At 68.4% G+C, this 18,252-nt stretch carries 17 protein-coding genes; 10 read left to right on the forward strand and 7 right to left on the reverse strand.

The genetic code is table 11. The features are described 5' to 3' along the window. Positions 1-19: 19 nt before the first annotated feature. Positions 20-625 (forward strand): sigma-70 family RNA polymerase sigma factor, encoded by a 606-nt coding sequence (locus ACFCV3_RS04840; protein WP_376026131.1) that lies wholly within the window; start codon positions 20-22, stop codon positions 623-625. Beyond that, positions 622-1,335: an anti-sigma factor domain-containing protein gene (locus ACFCV3_RS04845; protein WP_376026132.1), complete on the forward strand. Its 714-nt coding sequence runs from the start codon at positions 622-624 to the stop codon at positions 1,333-1,335. The genes ACFCV3_RS04840 and ACFCV3_RS04845 overlap by 4 nt, the downstream gene beginning before the upstream one ends. On the opposite strand, the gene ACFCV3_RS04850 is transcribed toward ACFCV3_RS04845, so the two are convergent. The 4 genes from ACFCV3_RS04850 to ACFCV3_RS04865 form a co-directional block, all read right to left on the reverse strand. Further along, positions 1,332-2,624, reverse strand: a complete 1,293-nt coding sequence (locus ACFCV3_RS04850) for a sensor histidine kinase (protein ID WP_376026134.1) — start codon at positions 2,622-2,624, stop codon at positions 1,332-1,334. The genes ACFCV3_RS04845 and ACFCV3_RS04850 overlap by 4 nt on opposite strands. Beyond that, entirely contained in the window at positions 2,624-3,307 is a 684-nt protein-coding gene (locus tag ACFCV3_RS04855; RefSeq protein ID WP_376026136.1) for a response regulator transcription factor, read from the reverse strand. The genes ACFCV3_RS04850 and ACFCV3_RS04855 overlap by 1 nt, the downstream gene beginning before the upstream one ends. Positions 3,308-3,440: 133 nt before the next feature. Further along, positions 3,441-4,052, reverse strand: coding sequence for a hypothetical protein (locus ACFCV3_RS04860; RefSeq protein WP_376026138.1), 612 nt, complete (start codon positions 4,050-4,052; stop codon positions 3,441-3,443). 10 nt (positions 4,053-4,062) lie between these two features. Then, a complete protein-coding gene (locus ACFCV3_RS04865; RefSeq protein ID WP_376026140.1) occupies positions 4,063-4,881 on the reverse strand; it encodes a tryptophan 2,3-dioxygenase in 819 nt (272 codons plus the stop codon). Positions 4,882-5,079: 198 nt separating this feature from the next. Between ACFCV3_RS04865 and ACFCV3_RS04870 the strand changes: the two genes are divergently transcribed. The 6 genes from ACFCV3_RS04870 to ACFCV3_RS04895 all read left to right on the forward strand — a co-directional run bounded on the left by ACFCV3_RS04870 (position 5,080) and on the right by ACFCV3_RS04895 (position 12,750). Continuing rightward, a complete protein-coding gene (locus tag ACFCV3_RS04870) occupies positions 5,080-5,544 on the forward strand; it encodes a hypothetical protein (protein WP_376026142.1) in 465 nt (154 codons plus the stop codon). A gap of 153 nt (positions 5,545-5,697) precedes the next feature. Next, positions 5,698-7,068 (forward strand): glycoside hydrolase family 76 protein, encoded by a 1,371-nt coding sequence (locus ACFCV3_RS04875; protein ID WP_376026144.1) that lies wholly within the window; start codon positions 5,698-5,700, stop codon positions 7,066-7,068. Positions 7,069-7,103: 35 nt separating this feature from the next. Beyond that, complete coding sequence (locus ACFCV3_RS04880; protein ID WP_376026145.1) at positions 7,104-8,321, forward strand: ROK family protein; 1,218 nt, start codon at positions 7,104-7,106, stop codon at positions 8,319-8,321. Between the two features lie 72 nt (positions 8,322-8,393). After that, positions 8,394-11,942 (forward strand): glycoside hydrolase domain-containing protein, encoded by a 3,549-nt coding sequence (locus ACFCV3_RS04885; protein WP_376026147.1) that lies wholly within the window; start codon positions 8,394-8,396, stop codon positions 11,940-11,942. A gap of 54 nt (positions 11,943-11,996) precedes the next feature. Next, complete coding sequence (locus tag ACFCV3_RS04890; protein ID WP_376026148.1) at positions 11,997-12,485, forward strand: DUF2505 domain-containing protein; 489 nt, start codon at positions 11,997-11,999, stop codon at positions 12,483-12,485. Between the two features lie 79 nt (positions 12,486-12,564). Next, on the forward strand, positions 12,565-12,750 hold the full coding sequence (locus ACFCV3_RS04895; RefSeq protein ID WP_376026150.1) for a hypothetical protein: 186 nt from the start codon (positions 12,565-12,567) through the stop codon (positions 12,748-12,750). Between the two features lie 4 nt (positions 12,751-12,754). Here the strand turns inward: ACFCV3_RS04895 and ACFCV3_RS04900 are convergent, their stop codons facing one another. Continuing rightward, positions 12,755-13,621 carry an esterase/lipase family protein gene (locus tag ACFCV3_RS04900; protein ID WP_376026152.1) on the reverse strand — a complete coding sequence of 289 codons (867 nt, stop codon included), beginning with the start codon at positions 13,619-13,621 and terminating at the stop codon, positions 12,755-12,757. Positions 13,622-13,760: 139 nt separating this feature from the next. Between ACFCV3_RS04900 and ACFCV3_RS04905 the strand changes: the two genes are divergently transcribed. Further along, positions 13,761-14,393, forward strand: coding sequence for a TetR/AcrR family transcriptional regulator (locus ACFCV3_RS04905; protein ID WP_376026153.1), 633 nt, complete (start codon positions 13,761-13,763; stop codon positions 14,391-14,393). On the opposite strand, the gene ACFCV3_RS04910 is transcribed toward ACFCV3_RS04905, so the two are convergent. Together ACFCV3_RS04910 and pruA are read right to left on the reverse strand one after the other, a co-directional pair. Next, positions 14,394-15,446 carry a hypothetical protein gene (locus tag ACFCV3_RS04910; RefSeq protein WP_376026154.1) on the reverse strand — a complete coding sequence of 351 codons (1,053 nt, stop codon included), beginning with the start codon at positions 15,444-15,446 and terminating at the stop codon, positions 14,394-14,396. A 93-nt stretch (positions 15,447-15,539) separates the two neighbouring features. Further along, complete coding sequence (gene pruA, locus ACFCV3_RS04915; RefSeq protein ID WP_376026155.1) at positions 15,540-17,168, reverse strand: L-glutamate gamma-semialdehyde dehydrogenase; 1,629 nt, start codon at positions 17,166-17,168, stop codon at positions 15,540-15,542. Between the two features lie 101 nt (positions 17,169-17,269). Here pruA and ACFCV3_RS04920 point away from each other — a divergent pair, with 101 nt between their 5' ends. Then, on the forward strand, positions 17,270-18,139 hold the full coding sequence (locus ACFCV3_RS04920; protein WP_376026157.1) for an alpha/beta fold hydrolase: 870 nt from the start codon (positions 17,270-17,272) through the stop codon (positions 18,137-18,139). Positions 18,140-18,252: the final 113 nt, after the last annotated feature.

Consider the following 18,252-nt stretch of genomic DNA (forward strand, 5'->3'; position numbering starts at 1 on the left):
TCGAGCAGAGGAACCACCTGTGAGCGAACCGACCGCACTCCCCTGGCCGGGCAACGGGCCCCGGCCGGGGGTGACCGATGCCGACTTGCTGGCGCGGACCGCCGGTGGTGACACCGCTGCGTTCAGCACGCTCTACGACCGGATCAGCCCCTGGGTCTACGGCCTGGTACGGCGCGTCCTGCGGAATCCGGCCCAGTCGGAGGAGGTGACCCAGGAGGTGATGATCGACATCTGGCGGACTGCCAGCCGGTTCGACGCCGCCCGCGGCTCGGCGCACTCGTGGATCCTCACCATCGCCCATCGCCGGGCCGTCGACCGGGTCCGCTCCGAACAGGCCGCGAGCGATCGCACCGAGCTGGTCGGCGCCCGGAACGCGGAGGTCGACTTCGACCAGGTCTCCGACACCGTGACCACCAGGCTCGAGGCCGAGCAGGTCCGGCGCTGTCTCGGCACGCTGACCGAACTGCAGCGCGAATCCATCACGCTGGCCTATTACAACGGCTACACCTACCTGGAAGTGGCCCACCAGCTCGACGCCAAACTGCCTACCGTCAAAGCGCGGATGCGCGACGGCCTGATCCGGCTCCGCGACTGCCTCGGAACCACCAAAGGGGGTACGCCATGACCGAACCAGACGTTCACACGCTCACCGGGCCTTATGTCCTGGACGCGTTGCCCGACGGCGAGCGCACCCGCTTCGAGGCTCATCTGGCCGAGTGCCCGTTCTGCACCGCGGAGGTGGCCGAACTCCGCGAGGCCGCGATCAAGCTGGCCACTCAGGTCGAGGCGGCACCGCCGCCGCATCTGAAGACCAACGTGATGGAGGCGATCGAGAACGTTCGCCAGCTGCCACCGGTCGTCGCCGGTACGCCGGATGCCGTGGCACCGCGTCGTTACAGCCGCCGGTCGGTGTTCGCGCTGGCTGCGGCAGCGCTCGTGATCGCCGGCGCCGGTGGGGTCGCGGTCGACCAGTACCGGGACAAGAACGCGGCGGTCGAGGCCAACCGGCAGATGGCCGCAGTCCTCGCCCAGCCGGATGCGAAGACCTCGCACGGGGGAATCGCCGGCGGGGGGCAGGCGACCGTGGTCACGTCCGCGCGGGCCGACGCAGTCGTCGTCGTACTGCACGATCTGCGGAAGCCGCCGAAGGGCAAGGTCTGGCAGCTGTGGCTGATGGACGCCTCGCAGAAGGCCCGTTCGATCGGCCTCACCTCGGGTGACGTCGCGACGGTGATCCAGGGCGTCGCCGGCCAAACCACTTTCGGCCTGACCGAGGAGCCTCGCGGCGGCTCGCCTGCACCGACGACAACCCCCGTGGCCGCGGTCGAGATCTAGGGCACTGCGAGGGTGAGGACTACCTCGTTGCGGCGGATGGTGAGGTGGCCGCCGGTGGTTTCGGCGTAGCGGCGGGCGATGTCGAGGCCGAGGCCGGTCGAACCGCGGTCGCTGCGGCCGCGCTCTCCGGCTCCCAGCGGGATCCCGGGGCCTTCGTCCGCGATGGTGATCTGTACGGCGTTTTCCGTGCGTAGCAAGGTGATTCGGGCCGGAGTCCCGTCGGGGGTGTGGGCGACGACGTTCTCGACGAGGGCGTCCAGGGCGGCGGCCAGGTCTTCGGAGGCCGAGCGAACCATCGCGGGTGGGTCGGGCAGGTCGAGGGTGAGGTCGCGGCCCTGGTCCTCGAAGAGCGGTTCCCAGAAGGCTGCGCGATCGCGGGTCACCTGGACGGCGTCGCAGTTCGGGACGCGGCCTTCGCGCTGCGGTCTGCGGGCTGCGCTGATGACCGCGGTGAGGGTGCGTTCCAGGCTGGTGACCTGGGTGTTGAGCTCCTCGGCACGCTCGCGATCCGGGAGGGCCTCGACCTGCAGTCTGAGCGCGGTCAGCGGAGTGCGGAGTCGATGGGACAGGTCGGCCACGGATTCACGTTCGACGGCGATGACCTCGTCGATGCGGTCGGCCAGGCGGTTCAGGGCCGCACCGACCTTCGCCACCTCGGCCGGTCCGGTGATCGGGGCGCGGGCTTCGAGATCGCCGCCGGCCAGGCGCTCCGCCGTACCGGCTGTCTCTTCCAGCGGGCGGGCCAGACGGCGGGAGACGAGCTCGGCGCCGGCGATGCTGAGCAGCAGCACGAGCAGCCCGGCGCCGGCCACGACGAGGATGCGGGGCGTGAGGCCGTCGTACAGCTCGTCGCTGGTGAGGTACAGGCAGATCGAGGCTGGGCCCTTCGGCGTACCGACGTCGATCTCGACGGCCAGGCCGCCGTTCACGTCGCGGAAGTCCGGGTCGCCGATCTCCGGTGGGCCTTTGTGGTCGTCGTTGTAGTCGGCCGGTGTGTTCTTGGGTGTGGAGACACCGCCGGGCGGGGCCTGGCCGAGCGTCGTACCGTCGGGGAGGCGGACCGAGAGCCGGCCCGGACCGTCGGTCCTGCCTTGGAGGTAGGCCGCGATGTCGTCCTTGCTCTGGTCCTTGTCGCCGACGTAGTACGCCACCGACTCGGCTCGGTAGCGGGCCTTCTCCTTCGACTCGGCCACCGTCGTACTGCGCAGGAGCAGGATCAACGGGACGGCGAACCCGATCACCACGAGCGTGGTCAGGCCGACCGCCAGGAAGAGGATCCGGCGCCGCATCAGCTGTCCAGGATGGCGAGCTTCACGCCGACGCCGCGGACACTGTGCAGCAGTCGCGGCGCGGCGGCCGTCTCACCGAGCTTGCGACGCAGCCAGGACAGGTGGACGTCGACCGTCCGATCCCCGCCACCCCACGGCAGACCCCAGACCTCGGCAAGCAACTCGCGCTTGCTGACCACGGCTCCTGGCCGGCGGGACAAGGCGAGCAGGAGGTCGAACTCCTTGCGGGTCAGGTCGACCGGGTTCCCGTCGAGCGTGACCTCGCGGCTCCGCGGATCGATCTTCAACGGACCGACATCCACGGTCACATCCTGCTGATCGGTACCGAGCCGACGCAGTACGGCCCGGATCCGGGCATCGATCTGAGCGGAGCTGTACGGCTTGATCACGTAATCGTCGGCCCCGGCATCCAGCAGCTTCACCACACTCGCGTCATCATCACGCGCCGTCGCCACGATCACCGGCACATCACTCACCGCACGAACCATCGCCAGCACGTCCCGCCCATCCAGATCCGGCAACCCCAGATCCAGCAACACCACCTCCGGCCGCTCCCGGGCCACCCCCGCAACCCCCTCGGCACCCCCACTCACCGCCGTCACCACATGCCCGACCGCCGTCAGAGCCTTCGAGAGCGACGTACGAATCGCATCGTCGTCCTCCACCAACAACACCCGAGCCATGCCCAGAGCCTAACCACCCCTCCCCATCCCGATTTGGCTGGCTGGCCACTCGTATTGGGGGTTCTGCACCCATAACCACGGTGCTGAACCCCCAATTTCGGTGGCTAACCAGCCAAATGGCCGTGGGCGGGGGTTAGGTGGCGGGTGGGGGTTTGAGGCCGGTGGTGCGGAGTTCGAGGGTGGCTAGCTGGCGGATGACGGTGGGGTCGCCTTCGCGCCAGGCGGTGACGGGGTCGTCGGAGATTCGGGCGAGTTTGTGCATGGGCTGGTTGGCCATGGCGCGGAGGGCGAAGAGGTCGAGGTCGGCGGCGTTGTCGATGAAGCGCTGGGCCGCGGTGGCGCGGCGGATGAAGCGGATGCGGCGCGGGAGCCAGATGAGGAGGGCGAAGAGGATGGGGAGGGTGATGGTGACAGCGGCCAGGACGTAGGCGAGTTGTTCGACGGCGTGGGCCTGGTCGCGACCGGCCTGGGCCATGCGCGCGGCGGCCGCGGCGGCGCCGTCGATGGGCGAGCGGAGTTCGTCGCCGACCGCGGGGACCTTGCCGATGGGTTCGGACAGCCGACGGAGGTCTTCGGCCAGGCCGTCACCGGCCTCAGCAGTCTTGCGGCCCGGCGCACCGAGAGCGTTCGTGATGCGGAAGACCAGCAGGCCGACCTTCACGCACACGTAGATCCATCCGACCAGCAACAGGTCGCCGAAAAGCTGCCAGAACCGCTGCCGACCAACCTGCGAGTAGACCTTCATTGCCCAGACGCTAGAGGGAAGAACGCAGATCCCACAGCAACGGGTAGTAACGAAGGTCGAGACGGCTGCGGAGGTAGGTGGCGCCGGAGGAGCCGCCGGTGCCGGGTTTGGTGCCGATCATGCGCTCGACCATGACGACGTGGCGGGCGCGCCAGGCGGCGGCCAGTTCGTCGTGCTGGAGGAGGGCCTCGGCCAGCTCCCAGACGGCGCCGTAGTGGGCGCGGTCGCCGGCGACCTTGCGGAGGGCGTCGCTGATGGAGTCGTCCGTGTCGGTCTCGAAACCGGCATGACCCAGTACGGCGAGGAAGGCGTCCCACAGGCTCGGTTCGTCGAGGCGGCGCTCGAGGCGGGCGGTCTCGGCCTCGGTCAGGCCGCGGAACCGGCGTACGAAGGAGGGGTCCTTCGCGGCGGACAGGAACTCGATCTCCCGGAACTGGACCGACTGGAACCCGCTGGCCGGTGCCAACCGGTGCCGGAACTCGCCGAAGTCCTGCGGGGTCATGGTCTCGAGGATGTCGACCTGCTGGGTGAGGGTGCGCTCGATCGTGTGCACGCGGCGCAGGAGGTGCTGGGCCAGCCACAGCTCGTCGTTCAGCATCGCGTCCCGGGAGGCGGTCAGCTCGTGCAGCACCTGCTTGAACCACAGCTCGTAGACCTGGTGGATCGTGATGAACAGCAGCTCGTCGTGGGCCGGCGGGTTCGACTCCAGCCGTTGCTGGTCGAGCAGTTGCGGCAACCGTAGGTAACTGCCGTAGGTCAGCCGGCCACCTTCCTCACCGAAGTTGACCTCGACCCCGCCCCAACGCCCCGCAACCACCTCGTCTGCCATGAGGCCGAGGCTATCTCAGCCGGTTCGTGACCGGTCAGGCATTGGCTCGTTGGACCTGGGGAACACCGAACCAAGGAGTTGCATGACCGGTCACACTGCCACGCTCCGCGCGGCGGGCCCTGAGGCCTGGTTCCCTTTCTTCCCTCGTCTCTCCAGTCGCTTCGCTCCCTACGTTCCTCAGTCCAGAAAGGGGGCCTCATGACCGGCACGGTCGAAGCCCCGCTGGTCCCCGGACCCGTTCAGGGGCCGACGCGGGAAGAGCCGTCGGTCGAGGCGTTGCTGCTGGACGACTACCGGTCGCTGGTCCGCCTGGCCTATCTGATTCTGCCGCCGTCGATCAGCCGCTCCCGGCGGATCGCGGCCGCGCACCGCGTCGTGCAGTACGCCGTACCTCCGGGGCTCCCGGTGCCGGATCGGGAGCCCCGTGAGTTCCTGCGTCGCCGGGTCGTCCAGGAGGCGGCCCGGCAGGCGGCGAACCGGCCGGTGCTGGAGCGGCTGGGCAGTGTCTTCGCCCCCGCGGACCCGGCGAACTTCGACCCGTGCGCGATCGGTCTCGACCGCACCGCGATCGAGCGGCGGTGCCGGCGCGGCCGCGGGGTCGCACTGGCCGGCACCGGGGTGCTCACAGTCTGCGTGCTGGCCGCGTTGCTGCTGATGTCTTGACGTCGCGTTAGCTGCCACCTACTTTCGGTTCACCGCCTACCCCCTACCGCCCCAGGGAGTTTCGTGATGTTCGGTGGAATCGTTTCCAGTCTCAGCTTGCTCATCACTCCACTCGGTGCCCCAGCGCCCGCGCCCGCGACCCCGGAGGTCCCCTTGGCGCCGCAAGCCACGATCTGCAACAAGTACTGCGACGCCCGCGACCCGGCGCTGTCTCCCGGGGACCGCTCGCCGGTGTCGGCGACCCTGTTCGGCCGGACCTTCCGGCTGCACTTCGACGACGCCGACGCGATGGGTTGGGGATCGATCGAGGGCGGCAGCCCCGGTGACGAGGTCTGGCTGGACCGCTCGATGGACGGCGGCCGCAGCTGGGCCGGTGGCAGCAAGCTCGGCGTCACCACCATCCCGACCGGCCAGACCGGCTGGCGGACGCAGATGTACAACGTCGACGACTGGGCGAACGAGGGCGTCGGCGCGCTGCGCGTCTGCGGCAAGGCCGGCGACCGCCCCGACATCACCTGCTCCCCCTGGGCCCGGACGACCTGGAACGCCTGGGACCGCCGTACGGCGGCAGCGACCGCGCTGATGCAGGACTACAACCGGTCCACCGGCCTCTGGCGCACGACCGGCTGGTGGAACTCGGCCAACGCGTTGAACGCGGTCATCGACAACATCCGCGTGAGTGGCATGAACAGCTACAAGTACGCGATCGGCCGCACCTACGACCTCAACCTGAACGCCGCCCAAGGGCAGTTCCGCAACGACTACATCGACGACACCGGCTGGTGGGGTCTGACCTGGATCGCTGCGTACGACCTGACCGGGGAAGCGCGCTACCTGCAGACGGCTCGGGCCGACGCCGACCACATGGCGGCGCACTGGGACAACGTCTGTGGTGGCGGGGTCTGGTGGAGCCAGGCCAAGACCTACAAGAACGCGATCACCAACGCGCTCTACATCCAGCTCAGCGCGGCTCTGCACAACCGGATCGCTGGGGACACGACGTACCTGCAGCGTGCGCAGAGTGGCTGGACCTGGTTCCAGCAGACCGGGATGATCAACAGCTCGAACCTGGTCAACGACGGGATCAGCCTGTCCACCTGCAAGAACAACGGCGACACCACGTGGACCTACAACCAGGGGGTTCCGATCGCGGCACTGGTCGAGTTGTCGAAGGCAACGAACAACTCGGCGTACTTGACGACCGCACGCCAGCTTGCCAACGCGTCGACGACTGCTGCCGGACTGCACACCTCCGACGGCATCTTGCGGGAGCCTTGTGAGGGTGGCGACTGCGGTGGCGACGGGCCGTCGTTCAAGGGGATCTACGCGCGGGCACTGACGTATCTGAACGCCACGTTGTCCGACCACCCCTACTCGACGTACCTGCGTCGCCAGGCAGATCGCGCGTACGCCGCGGACCGGACACCGATGGATCAGTACGGACTGCGCTGGTACGGGCCGATCGACAAGCTGGACGGGGCTCGGCAGCAGTCGGCCCTGGATCTGCTCAACGCGCCGGTCTGATCGATTTGAGCCGGTCTCCGGCATAATTCGGCGGCATGAGTGCCGGGACGGATCTGGGTGGGCTGCGGCGGATCAACGAGCTGGCGATCCTGGCCGCGGTCCGCGCGGGCGCGGACACGCTGACCGAGGTAGTGCGGGAGACCGGGCTGGCGCGGGCGTCGGTCGGTGAGGTGACGCGTGATCTGGTCGCGAGTGGTTGGCTGAGCGAGGCGGCACCGGTGGTACGCGGTCGCGGGCGGCCGGCGGTTCGGTACGAGTACCGGGCTGGGGCGGGTGTGTTGATCGGCGCGGATATCGGGGCGTTCAATCTCCGGGTCGCGATCTCCGATCTGACCGGTCGCCGGCTGACTCAATCGAATCGGTTCACGACGCCGGAGGTGCCGGCGCGCCAGCGGCTGAAGATCCTGGACGCGGCGATCAACGACTGCCTGCGCGACACCGGCCGCGAGCGCAGTGACATTTGGGGCGTTGTCGCGGGGAGTACCGGGCGCGTCGGCGGCGGGCGCGTGCTGCTCTCCGCCGCGATCCCGGACTGGACAGGTGTGGACCTGGCCGGTCACCTCCGCCGAAGCCTGCCGGACGCCCTGGTCGCGGTCGACAACGACAGCCGCCTAGCCGCCCTCGCCGAGCAGCAACTCGGGGGCACCGGGGCGTCGCTCGCCCGCCAGGCCAGTCGGGGCACTCCCTCGGCGAAGGCCGCGGGTCGACCGGAGAGCCTGGTTCTCCTGCAGGCGGGGCGCCGGACCGGGCTGGGGCTGGTGGTGAACGGGCGGCCGCATGCTGGGTTTGGTGGGGTGGCGGGCGACTTGAGTCGTTTCCCGGCACTCAAGTGGGAAGGTGCGATGGAGTACCTCCAGCAGAGCGGGGTGGCACCTGCCTCTGGGGCGACCTCGGATCCTGTTGCCGACACGCTCAATGCCGCTATCGAGGGCTCCCCAGCCGCGCTGGCCGCCGTCCGGCGGTATATCCGGATGCTGGCCAACACCGCGGGCGCCGTGGTGTCGATCCTCGACCCCGAGGTACTCGTCCTCGGCGGCTCACTCGCGGCGTACGGCGACCTGCTGCTGCCACTGCTCGCCTCGGAACTCGAACTCCTCTGCCTGCGGATGCCCCGGCTGGAGGCATCCACACTCGGAGCCGACTGCGCCGTACTGGGTGCTCTCTGCGCGGCAGCCGAACTCGTCGACGACGCCCTGATCGGCTCCGGCCCGGGTCCGCTCCCGACCCATACCCGCCCGCTGGTTTCGACCTGAGTCGAAGGTTGGTTGCCAGGGCGATCCGCAACCCTTATATCTATGGAGTCCGTCATAAATGAGGGAGCTCCGATGTCCGCCACCGCCCCGCGTCGCTCAACTCCTACCAACCAACTGGTTGGTCGCCGGCAATTGCTCGGCTGGATGGGAGCAGGCGCTGTCGTCGCCGGTATCCCCCTGTCGCAGACCGCGTCCGCAGCCGGCCTGGGGACCGCCGCGGCCCCGCTGACGGTCTGGTTGCCGTCACCGGCGGACAAGATCAAGCGCGACCGCGCCTTCGGACCATCGACGGACACTATCCGCCTCCAGGCCGCCCGGAACGAGTACGAGTCGGGCCAGGTGATCATCAGGACCGCGAGCGGTACCACCAACGTCAGCGTCACCGCGAGCGAGCTCTCCGGACCGGGCGGCGCCAAGCTGACCGGGATCGAGGTCTTCGAGCAGCGCTACATCACCGTCGATCGACTCACCCCGAACGCAGGCGGATGGGGCCCCGGCACCTACCCCGACGCGCTGGTCCCACTAGCGCGCACCCGCCTCGTCACGGCGAGCGCCAACGCCAACCTGGGCATCTGGTTCACGGTGAACATCCCGAAGGACACACCCGCCGGGCACTACACCGGCTCGCTCACCATCACCGGCGGAACCGAACCCGCCGTCGTACCGATCGATCTCGAGGTCTGGAACTTCGAGCTCCCCGAGAAGTGGAGCACGGCGACCGCCGTGTCGATCTGGTACCAGCAGGTCGCCCGAGCACACGGCGTACCGTACGGCGACCCGGGGCACGAGCCTTTGATGCGCAAGTACTACGAGTTCCAGCTGAAGAACCGGCTGCTGTCCAGCGACATCCCACTGCCGGTCAAGCCCAAGGTCGGGGGCCGACCTGACCTGCTGACCCCCGGCCCGGGGCAGGACCCGACGCCCGCCGAGTTCCTGGCCGGCGCCGACAAGTATCTGAACGACCCGCGCGTCGTCAGGTACCGCATCCCGCTCTACACCACCGGCGACAACGAGAACGGCTACCACGTCGACGCGGACAAACTCCGGCAGGTGGTCGACGGCCTGCGGGCCAAGGGCATCCTCGACCGCGCGTACGGCTACTTCGCCGACGAGCCGATGAACGAGACGGCGTACACCCATGTGCGCAACCTGTTCGACACGGTGCGGCAGATCGCTCCCGACCTGACGCACATCCTCACCCTGGAGCACCTGCCCGAGCAGAAACTCCTCGACTTCGTGCGCGCGTGGTCCTTCGTGATCACCGTTCCGAAGCCGGAGCTGCCCGGAATCGTTGCCCAGCTCAAGGAGCGCGGCGACCTGGTCTGGTGGTACAGCGCGGTCGGTCACCACTACCCGCTGCCGGGCACCTTCATCGCCGACAGCGGTGTCGGGCACCGGTTGCTGCCGTGGATCCAGCACGACCTGGGCGTCGAGGGCTACCTGCACTGGTCGAGCACGGTGTTCGGCGAGTGGATCCACCCGTTGGGCTACAAGACCGCCGATCGCTGGACCAACGCCTACGGATTGGAGACCGCACCCGGCGACGGATTCCTGATGTACCCAGGGAACGCGGTCGGCATCGACGGCCCGGTCGGGACTGTGCGGCTGGAGTGGATGCGCGAGGGGTTCGAGGACCTCGAGTACCTCGCCCTGTACGACCGCAAGGCGGACGCGCTCGCGGCGGCCTGGGGTGTCCCGAAACCCCAGCGTGGACTGGGCTCCTACCATGAAATCCTGCACGACGGGCTGGCGCCGTACCGGGATGATCCGGCCTTGTTCCACAAGATTCGCGCCCAGGTCGGCGCCGAGGTCGCACAGTTGTTCGGGCCGACGCCGGCCCTGGTGCGGATCGACAAACCGACCGCGGGACACGTCGTGGTCGAGCTGGTCACGCTGAAGGACGCCGTGGTCCGGATCAACGGCAACGCCAGTACGGCGATCTCCGTTCAGGGGCCGTCGGCAACACATCGCGTGGTGCTCGACCTGCCGGCCGGTGAGCCGACGATCGCGATTTCGGTTGCTGATAGCAACTTCTCGCGGACGGTCAAGGTCGCTGCGGTCGCGACGCCGCACGAGATCGTGATCAACTCGTTCGAGTCCGAGGCAGACGTTGCGCGACTGGTCACGCAGGAGGCCAGCGCAACACTCAGCGACCAGCACCCGACCACCGGCGGCCGGAGCGCGAAGCTCGTCTTCAACGCGAACGCGGTCGACCCGCCATGGTCCGGCGTTTACCTGTACACACAGCGCGAAGGGCATCCCGAGCAGTCGATCGGCCGCAACGACTGGTCGACCATCGATGCGGTTGCCTTCGACGTCTACAACGACTCCGACGACCTGATCGTGATGTACTGCGACTTCCACGACCCGGTCCGCCTGGACAACGGCAACCCGTTCTATCTGGCACCGCGGAAGCAGCAGCAGGTCGTCGTACCGCTGGCCGGTCTGGTCAGCGACCTGCCGCGGATCACCTCCATCCACCTGCGTGTGGATCGACGGGCCAACCCGCTGACGGTGTACCTGGACAACGTCAGGTTCCTGCGCAGCAAGACCGGACTGCCGACACCGGGTACGTGGTCGCGGCAGGACTCCGACCAACGAGTGACCGTCCAGAGTGTCCGTCAGGACGGGACGATCGGGTACGCGCGGGAGAACGGCACCAGCTGGGAGGTCACGAGTGTCGCGGCCGGAGTCACCGGTCAGATCGCCGGTGCGGTCGACACGGCCACCCGGATGAACCTGATCGGGCTCACCAGCAGTGGGCAACTCAGGTGGAGCCGACTGGACGGCAGCTGGACGCACACGGCGGTTGACACCCCAGCCACGCTGACCGGTACGCCGGCCGCCGTACTGGATGCTCTTGGTCGTTTGACGTACTTCGCCCGCACCACTGGCGGCAATCTGATCCGCGGCCGGCAGACGGCGCCGGGAGCAACCACTTGGACCGCGGCCTACGTACTCGATGCCAGTGGCGCGAGAGCCGTTGTCAGCGGCGACCCAGCCGCGTTGCAGGACCCGTCCGGCAAGCTGACGTACTTCGTGCGCGGTCACAACGGTGAGCTCCTGCACGGCTGGGAGAACGCCCCCGGCAGCGACCAGTGGGGCGTAGACGTCATCCGCCAGGGTGGGAACGGCGCCGCCGCGCTCATCGAGGGACGTCCGGCGGTTTCACAGGAGATCTCCGGGCGACTCACGTTCCACGCCCGGACAGCAGCAGGTGGCGTCGTACACGGCTGGCAGTCGACACCGGGCAACGGCCCGTGGCGCTACGACGCCCTGCCGCTGACAGTCACTGTGGACGGCGCAGCCGAGATCGTCACCCTGGCCGGCGACCCAGTCAGCGCGCTCGATGCCTCCGGCAAGCTGGCGTACTTCGCGCGGACGACGGACAACCGCATCTTCCATAGCTGGCAGCGCTTCCCGGCCAGCGGACCCTGGGACGGCACGGTGATCCGGGCCGATGGCAACGCGGTCACCGTCGCAGCGGACGGCACCACCACGCAGTCCGCCGACGGCCGCCTGCACTACTTCGCCCGCCTCGCTACCGGCCGCCTCGGTCACTGGTGGCAAGACGCCCCCGGCATCGGCCCGTGGCACGGCGCCGACGTACCGAATGTGTGAGGCGGACATGCCCGCAGCTAGTTGGTGACCGATACGTGATGCCATGATGGCCCGATGGAACTGAAGCTGTCCGCGTCGTACGACGCCACGCCCGAGGAAGTGTTCGCAGTCGTCACGGACAAGACGTTCCGTGAGCAGGCCTGCGAGAAGACCAACGCGTTGTCGTACGACGTACAGGTGACCCAGTCCGGCGCCGACACGATCGTCAAGGTGACCCGGGAGATGGCGTCGGACGACGTACCGGACATCGCCCGCAAGTTCGTCGGTGGGACGCTGACCGTCGTCCAGACCGAGACCTGGCACGCCGCGGCCGCCGACGGGTCCCGCAAGGCCGACGTGGCCGGGGAGATCACCAACACCCCGGTCAGCCTGAAGGGCACCGCGGACATCACCCCGGGTGGCGCTCAGAGCACCCAGGGCATCACGCTGGACGTGAAGGTCGCCGTACCGCTGATCGGCAAGAAGATCGAGCCGTTCGTCGTCGACGCCATCCGCAAGGGTCTGGTCAAGGAGCACGAGCTCGGCCAGGACTGGACCAAGTAGAACCTCGTGTGTCGCTGCCGGGTCAGCCGACCCGGCAGTGGCACGCTGTGGAGTGAGCGCTCCCTGGAGGTGAGCCTGGATGCGGAAACTGCAGCTGTACGCCGACACCGCCCAGTACTGCGTGATCTGCGCAGGCACGATGCCGTTCGAACGCGTCGCCGCCGTTGATCACGAGCACGACGAAACGACCGAGCTGATCTGCGTGGCCTGTGGGTACGCACTGCTCGTCGACCCACCACTGCAGGAGCTCGGCCGCTCCGCCTGAAGTGCTAGACCGGTGGGCCGAAGAAGCACACGACGCGTTTGGCGTGGGCCGGGTCCAGTGCGTTGGCCACCAGCTGGGCGACGGTCGGGTCGAAGGCCAGGCCGACGTGGCCGACCGGGTCGAGCGGGCAGGTGTCCTGGACGAACTTGTTGGTGACGCCGGGCTCACGGATGAACGACGTCTCGTGCGGGGTGACCAAGGGGTCGAAACGAGTGGCGATCACCGTGTACTTGACGCCGGGCTGGGCGATCGGGCCGGCGGTCAGCTGCTTGACCGCGGAACCGCCGACGATCAGCTCGTCACACGCCGGGCAGCCGAACTCCCGCAGTACCTGATGCACCACCGGACCCAGGCCCAGGTAGTCGCCGACGCTCACCAGACCGGCGAACGTGGTCCCGTGGGTCGGGGGCGCCAGGGCGACGACCTTCCCGACCTGACCGGCGTACCCCCGGATCTTGGGACCGTAGATGCTCTGGAAGGCGCCTTCGGAGTGGCCCACGAGGTCCACCTTGGCGGCGCCGGTGGCGGTGCGGACGCGCTGGACGAAGGCCTCGATCTGAGCGGCCGACTCGGCGATCGGGATCGTGCCGCCGACCGGGAACAGCGGGCTCGCCTGGCCATAGGTCAGGGTGAAGGCGCAGTACCCCTTCCCAGCCAGGTACGGGCCGAGATAGGAGTAGTTGCCAGGGCCGTTGCCACCCAGCCCGTGCAGGAGCACGAGCGGGTTGGGATGCGCGGCCGACGGCTTGCAGGACCAGTTGTCGAACCCGGGCGTGGTGACGGCCGAGGCGGGCGTCGTGGTAACCAGGGCGGTTGTCACCACGGCGCTTGCCACCAGCGCGGCAAGGGTTCTTCGGAGGCGATTGGACATGACGGGCTCCCCGTGACGTATCGTTCGGTGACCGGCGGGTAACCGAGAGTTGAGCACGTCTTCGGGTTATTGACAAGAGCTCGTGTTCAAAACCAGCTCCGCTGGTTACAGAACCGGAACCGGGGGTAACGTCCAGCGCATGAGTAGGACCATTCGGGGACTGGACGCCGAGCAGCGCCGGGCGGAGCGACGCGAGCAGCTGCTCGACGCAGCGCTCAAACTGTTCGCGGCCAACGGCTACCTCGGTACGTCGATCGAGCAGATCTGCACGACGGCGTACATCGGGACCAAGAGCTTCTACGAGCTGTTCACGAGCCGGGAGGAGTGTTACGTCGCGGTGCTGCGCCGGACGTCGGACCGGCTCGAGGAGCAGATGCTCGATGCCGCTCGGCAGGCCACCGGGAACGAGCGGCAGGAGGCACCGCGGCTGCTCGCGACCTTCGTGCACGCACTCGTCGACGACCCCCAGGTCACCCGGGTCACCTTCGGGATGGCGTCGGGGATCTCGGAGAGCGTCGAGCGCGAGCGGCGAGCCAACCGCCGCTGGGCGGCTGGCTTCCTCGAACAGCTCTGGGACGCGTACGACGGCCCGCCGGCCGACGAGTTGCGCGCGGTCCGGCACGGGGTGGCGATCGGGCTGGTCGGCGGCATGTTCGACCTGATCTCCGACTGGCTGCTGGATGCCGACCTCACCAACCAGCAGCAGATCGAGACCCTCATCGACGACCTGACGACCTTCTACATCACCGTCCGCCGCGGCCTGACCAAATAGCTACTCGAACACCAGCGTGCGGAGGGCGACGTGGCCCTCCTCGTCGATGACGTAGTGGGCGTGGCCCGCTTGGTCGACGGCGATTCCCTCGACGCGGCGGATACTGCCGAACCGGTGGACGACCTTGGTGTCGGACGGGCCATCCTCGTCGAGGGTGAAGCGGATGTGCTCGGACTCTGCCACGGCACCTTCGGGGTGGTCGGCGAGCACCGTGGCGTTCTTGCCGATCGCGTCCAGGTCGCCGACGATCGCGTCGTACTCGTGTCCGTCGCGGGTGTCGAGGGCGCGGAAGCCCACCGGGGCCTCGGGTGAGCCGGCGTCGGGGAGGACCCAGGCCCGGCCGCAGCGGGGCACCGCCTCCGGGTCCGCGAACAGCTCGTCGACGTTCTCGAGCTCGACGAGGATCGGGTGGCCGTCGGCCGTGACCGGGTAGCGGAGGCCGAGCAGCAGCCGGCCATCAGCGGTGAACTCGGCCGCCTCGATGTTGACCGGGTAGTCGGTGGAGTGGACGGCCCCGCCCCAGCTCTTCAACATCCCCTTGGCGATCGTCGCCTCGACGTACGACGCCTGTCCGAGCGGGCCGAGCGGAATCAGATCGAGGCCCGCCAGTGCGTCGTTGATCGCGCGATGCAGACCGAACCGCATCCGAACTACCTCGAGCTCGGCCGGCGTTCCGTCGTCCAGCGCTGTGGCGATCGAGGCTTCGCTGACCCGCGCGATCCAGGACCGCTTGGCCGACAGCGGGCCGCGCTTCTTGCCGAATTGCGAGCCGACCAGGTACACGTACCCGTCGCGGGACGCACAGGCCTCCGCGTCCTCGGTCCGGCCGTTGTGCACACCGGCGTCGGCGGGCACCCGGACCGCCGTCCAGCCCTCGTCGAGCGGTGCGCCCGCGGCGTGCGCCAGCAGGGCGATCGCGTTCTCCGCGGTCGCCTCGTCCAGTACCGTCACGAACGCCCGGTCCCAACCCCGCCGTACCAGCTCGTCGGGGCCGAAGACGCGGCACAGGTCGGATGCTTCGTTGGGATCGAGGTGCAGATCGGTCTCATGCATATCGGGAAGACGCTCCGTCGGCCTCGATTGATTCCGCTTTTCGGAGATCCCCGGGACATCCCTGAGGAACTCCAGGGTGTCCCGGGGGCTCGCTCAGCCCTGGTGCGGGTAGCGGTAGTCGGTCGGCGGGGCGAAGGTCTCCTTCATCGACCGCGGGGAGGCCCAGCGGATCAGGTTCCACATCGAGCCGGCCTTGTCGTTCGTCCCGGAGGCGCGGGCGCCCCCGAACGGCTGCTGGCCGACGACCGCACCGGTCGGCTTGTCGTTGACGTAGAAGTTGCCGGCCGCGAAGCGCAGGTAGTCCGCAGCCTCGGCCACCGCGTGCCGGTCCTGGGCGATGATCGCCCCGGTCAGCCCGTACGGCGCCGAGTGCTCCATGCCCTTGAGCACCGACGAGTAGTCGGCGTCGTCGTACACGTGCACGCCGAGGATCGGACCGAAGTACTCGGTCGTGAAGATCTCGTCGGTCGGGTCGTCGGAGACCAGCAGCGTCGGCCGGACGAAGTACCCCTCCGAGTCGTCATAGGTGCCACCGGCAACGACCTGGATCGCGTCGGTCGCGGCGGCCCGGTCCAGCGCTGCCTTGTGCTTGGCGAAGGCCCGGTCGTCGATGACGGCGCCGATGAAGTTCGACAGGTCGGAGACATCGCCCTGGGTCAGGGAGTCCGTCTCGGCGATGATGTCGTCCTTGATCAGGTTCCACACCGAACGCGGCACGTAGGACCGGCTGGCGGCGGAGCACTTCTGGCCCTGGTATTCGAACGCCCCGCGAACCATCGCGGTCTTCAGCACCACCGGGTCGGCCGACGGGTGCGCCAGGATGAAGTCCTTGCCACCGGTCTCGCCGACGAGGCGCGGGTAGGTCTTGTACGACGCGATGTTCGTCCCGACCGTGGCCCACAGCGACTGGAACGTCTTCGTCGAACCGGTGAAGTGGATCCCGGCCAGATCCGGGTGGGTCAGCGCAGCCTTGCTGACGTCGATGCCGTCACCGGTGACCAGGTTGATCACACCGGCCGGCAGCCCGGCGGCCTCGAACAACCGCATCGTCCAGTGCGCCGCGAACTGCTGCGTCGGCGACGCCTTCCAGACCACGGTGTTACCCATCAGCGCCGGCGCGGTCGGCAGGTTGCCGGCGATCGCGGTGAAGTTGAACGGCGTGATCGCGTAGACGAAACCCTCGAGCGGGCGGTAGTCGACGCGGTTCCAGATCCCCGGGCTCGAGATCGGCTGGTCGTTGATGATGTTGCGCGCGAACGCGACGTTGAAGCGCAGGAAGTCGATCAGCTCACACGCCGCGTCGATCTCGGCCTGCTGGACCGTCTTCGACTGACCGAGCATGGTGGCCGCGTTGAGCGTGTCCCGCCACGGCCCGGCCAGCAGGTCGGCCGCCTTCAGGAAGATCGCCGCCCGGTCATCGAAGGACAGCGCCCGCCAGCTCGGCGCCGCCGCCAGCGCCGCATCCACGGCCGCCTTCCCGTCCGCTTCCGTCGCGTTGCCCAAAGTTCCAAGAACATGGGCATGCTTGTGCGGCTGCACCACCTGGATCGACGCCCCACCACCGAGCCGCTGCTCACCACCGATCGTGCAGGTCAGCTCGATCGCCCCCGCGGCGTTGAACTCCTTCAGCTTCGCCTCCAGACTCGCCCGCTCGGCTGATCCGGGCGCATAGCCCTTGACCGGCTCGTTCACAGGGGTCGGGACTGCAGTGACGGCATCCATGGGGTGCGGCGCTCCTCGGTCGGCTCTACTGGATCTCAGCTGGCGCTCTCATGGTGCCATGACCAACCCAAGACCACGAACCTGACAGGTACGTTCAACTCATGAGCGGAGTCGGACACTTCACAAACGCACAAGCCCAGGCCACCTATTTGTCTTTGTACGACGCGACGATCGCAGCCATCCCCGGTTCGCCGGACGTGCGCGACGTACCGACGACGTACGGCCAAGTCCGCGTCTACCGCTGGGGCTCCGCCTCCGGAACGCCGTTCGTGTTGTTGCACGGCCGCGGCGCCACCACCGCCATGTGGGAACCAAACATCCCGGCCCTGGCCGCCGAACGCACCGTCTACGCCATCGACTCCCTGGGCGAGCCCGGCCGAAGCATCCAAACCCTCCCCATCCGAACCTCCGCAGACCAGGCAGCCTGGCTCACCGAGGTCCTAGATTTTGTGGGAATCGAGCAAGCCCACTTCGCCGGCGTCTCCGGCGGCGGCTGGCTAACCTTCAACCAAGCCCTCCACACCCCCGACCGAGTAGCCACCGCCGCCCTGATCGAGCCGGCCAACGTCCTGGCCCGCTTCTCCCCCAAGTTCCTCCTAGGCGGCCTCTCCCTACTCCCCGGCGTCCCCCAACGCTACGGCGACCGCTTCCTGGCCTGGGTCTCCGGCAACCCCGACATGACCCAACCCATAGCCCAACTCCTCACCACCGGCATACGCAACTACCGCATGGCCTTACCAATGCCGGCCTACGGCACCGACCCCCTCCTCCGCAGCCTCCAGGTCCCCGTCCTAGCCCTCCTAGGCGGCCGCACCGTCCCCCACAACCCCCACGAAGCAGCCCGCCGAGCCCAGACCCTAATCCCCAACAACCAAACCGAAATCTGGCCCGAAGCCACCCACGCGTTGTCCGGCGAGTTCCCCGACCAACTAAACGAGCGACTACTTCGCTTCGCCAGCCACGTTGCGTAAGGGGATCGTTCCGCCCTCGCCGAATGCCACAACTGAATACCGCGACTTGTCGACTCGACACGACGACCAGCGCGGTAGGTTCCGCGCGCCATCACGGCTAGGACCGCACCCCG

It is taken from the genome of Kribbella sp. NPDC056345 (genome assembly GCF_042262745.1).
In the GTDB taxonomy this organism is placed as follows: domain Bacteria; phylum Actinomycetota; class Actinomycetes; order Propionibacteriales; family Kribbellaceae; genus Kribbella.

Coding starts and splice junctions, on each gene's coding strand:
- ACFCV3_RS04860 (WP_376026138.1), bottom strand. CDS start 4,052: ATGAAGGTCTACTCGCAGGTTGGTCGGCAGCGGTTCTGGCAGCTTTTC.
- ACFCV3_RS04895 (WP_376026150.1), top strand. CDS start 12,565: ATGCGGAAACTGCAGCTGTACGCCGACACCGCCCAGTACTGCGTGATC.
- ACFCV3_RS04905 (WP_376026153.1), top strand. CDS start 13,761: ATGAGTAGGACCATTCGGGGACTGGACGCCGAGCAGCGCCGGGCGGAG.
- ACFCV3_RS04900 (WP_376026152.1), bottom strand. CDS start 13,621: ATGTCCAATCGCCTCCGAAGAACCCTTGCCGCGCTGGTGGCAAGCGCC.
- ACFCV3_RS04910 (WP_376026154.1), bottom strand. CDS start 15,446: ATGCATGAGACCGATCTGCACCTCGATCCCAACGAAGCATCCGACCTG.
- ACFCV3_RS04880 (WP_376026145.1), top strand. CDS start 7,104: ATGAGTGCCGGGACGGATCTGGGTGGGCTGCGGCGGATCAACGAGCTG.
- ACFCV3_RS04845 (WP_376026132.1), top strand. CDS start 622: ATGACCGAACCAGACGTTCACACGCTCACCGGGCCTTATGTCCTGGAC.
- ACFCV3_RS04865 (WP_376026140.1), bottom strand. CDS start 4,881: ATGGCAGACGAGGTGGTTGCGGGGCGTTGGGGCGGGGTCGAGGTCAAC.
- ACFCV3_RS04920 (WP_376026157.1), top strand. CDS start 17,270: ATGAGCGGAGTCGGACACTTCACAAACGCACAAGCCCAGGCCACCTAT.
- ACFCV3_RS04870 (WP_376026142.1), top strand. CDS start 5,080: ATGACCGGCACGGTCGAAGCCCCGCTGGTCCCCGGACCCGTTCAGGGG.
- ACFCV3_RS04855 (WP_376026136.1), bottom strand. CDS start 3,307: ATGGCTCGGGTGTTGTTGGTGGAGGACGACGATGCGATTCGTACGTCG.
- ACFCV3_RS04890 (WP_376026148.1), top strand. CDS start 11,997: ATGGAACTGAAGCTGTCCGCGTCGTACGACGCCACGCCCGAGGAAGTG.
- pruA (WP_376026155.1), bottom strand. CDS start 17,168: ATGGATGCCGTCACTGCAGTCCCGACCCCTGTGAACGAGCCGGTCAAG.
- ACFCV3_RS04885 (WP_376026147.1), top strand. CDS start 8,394: ATGTCCGCCACCGCCCCGCGTCGCTCAACTCCTACCAACCAACTGGTT.
- ACFCV3_RS04850 (WP_376026134.1), bottom strand. CDS start 2,624: ATGCGGCGCCGGATCCTCTTCCTGGCGGTCGGCCTGACCACGCTCGTG.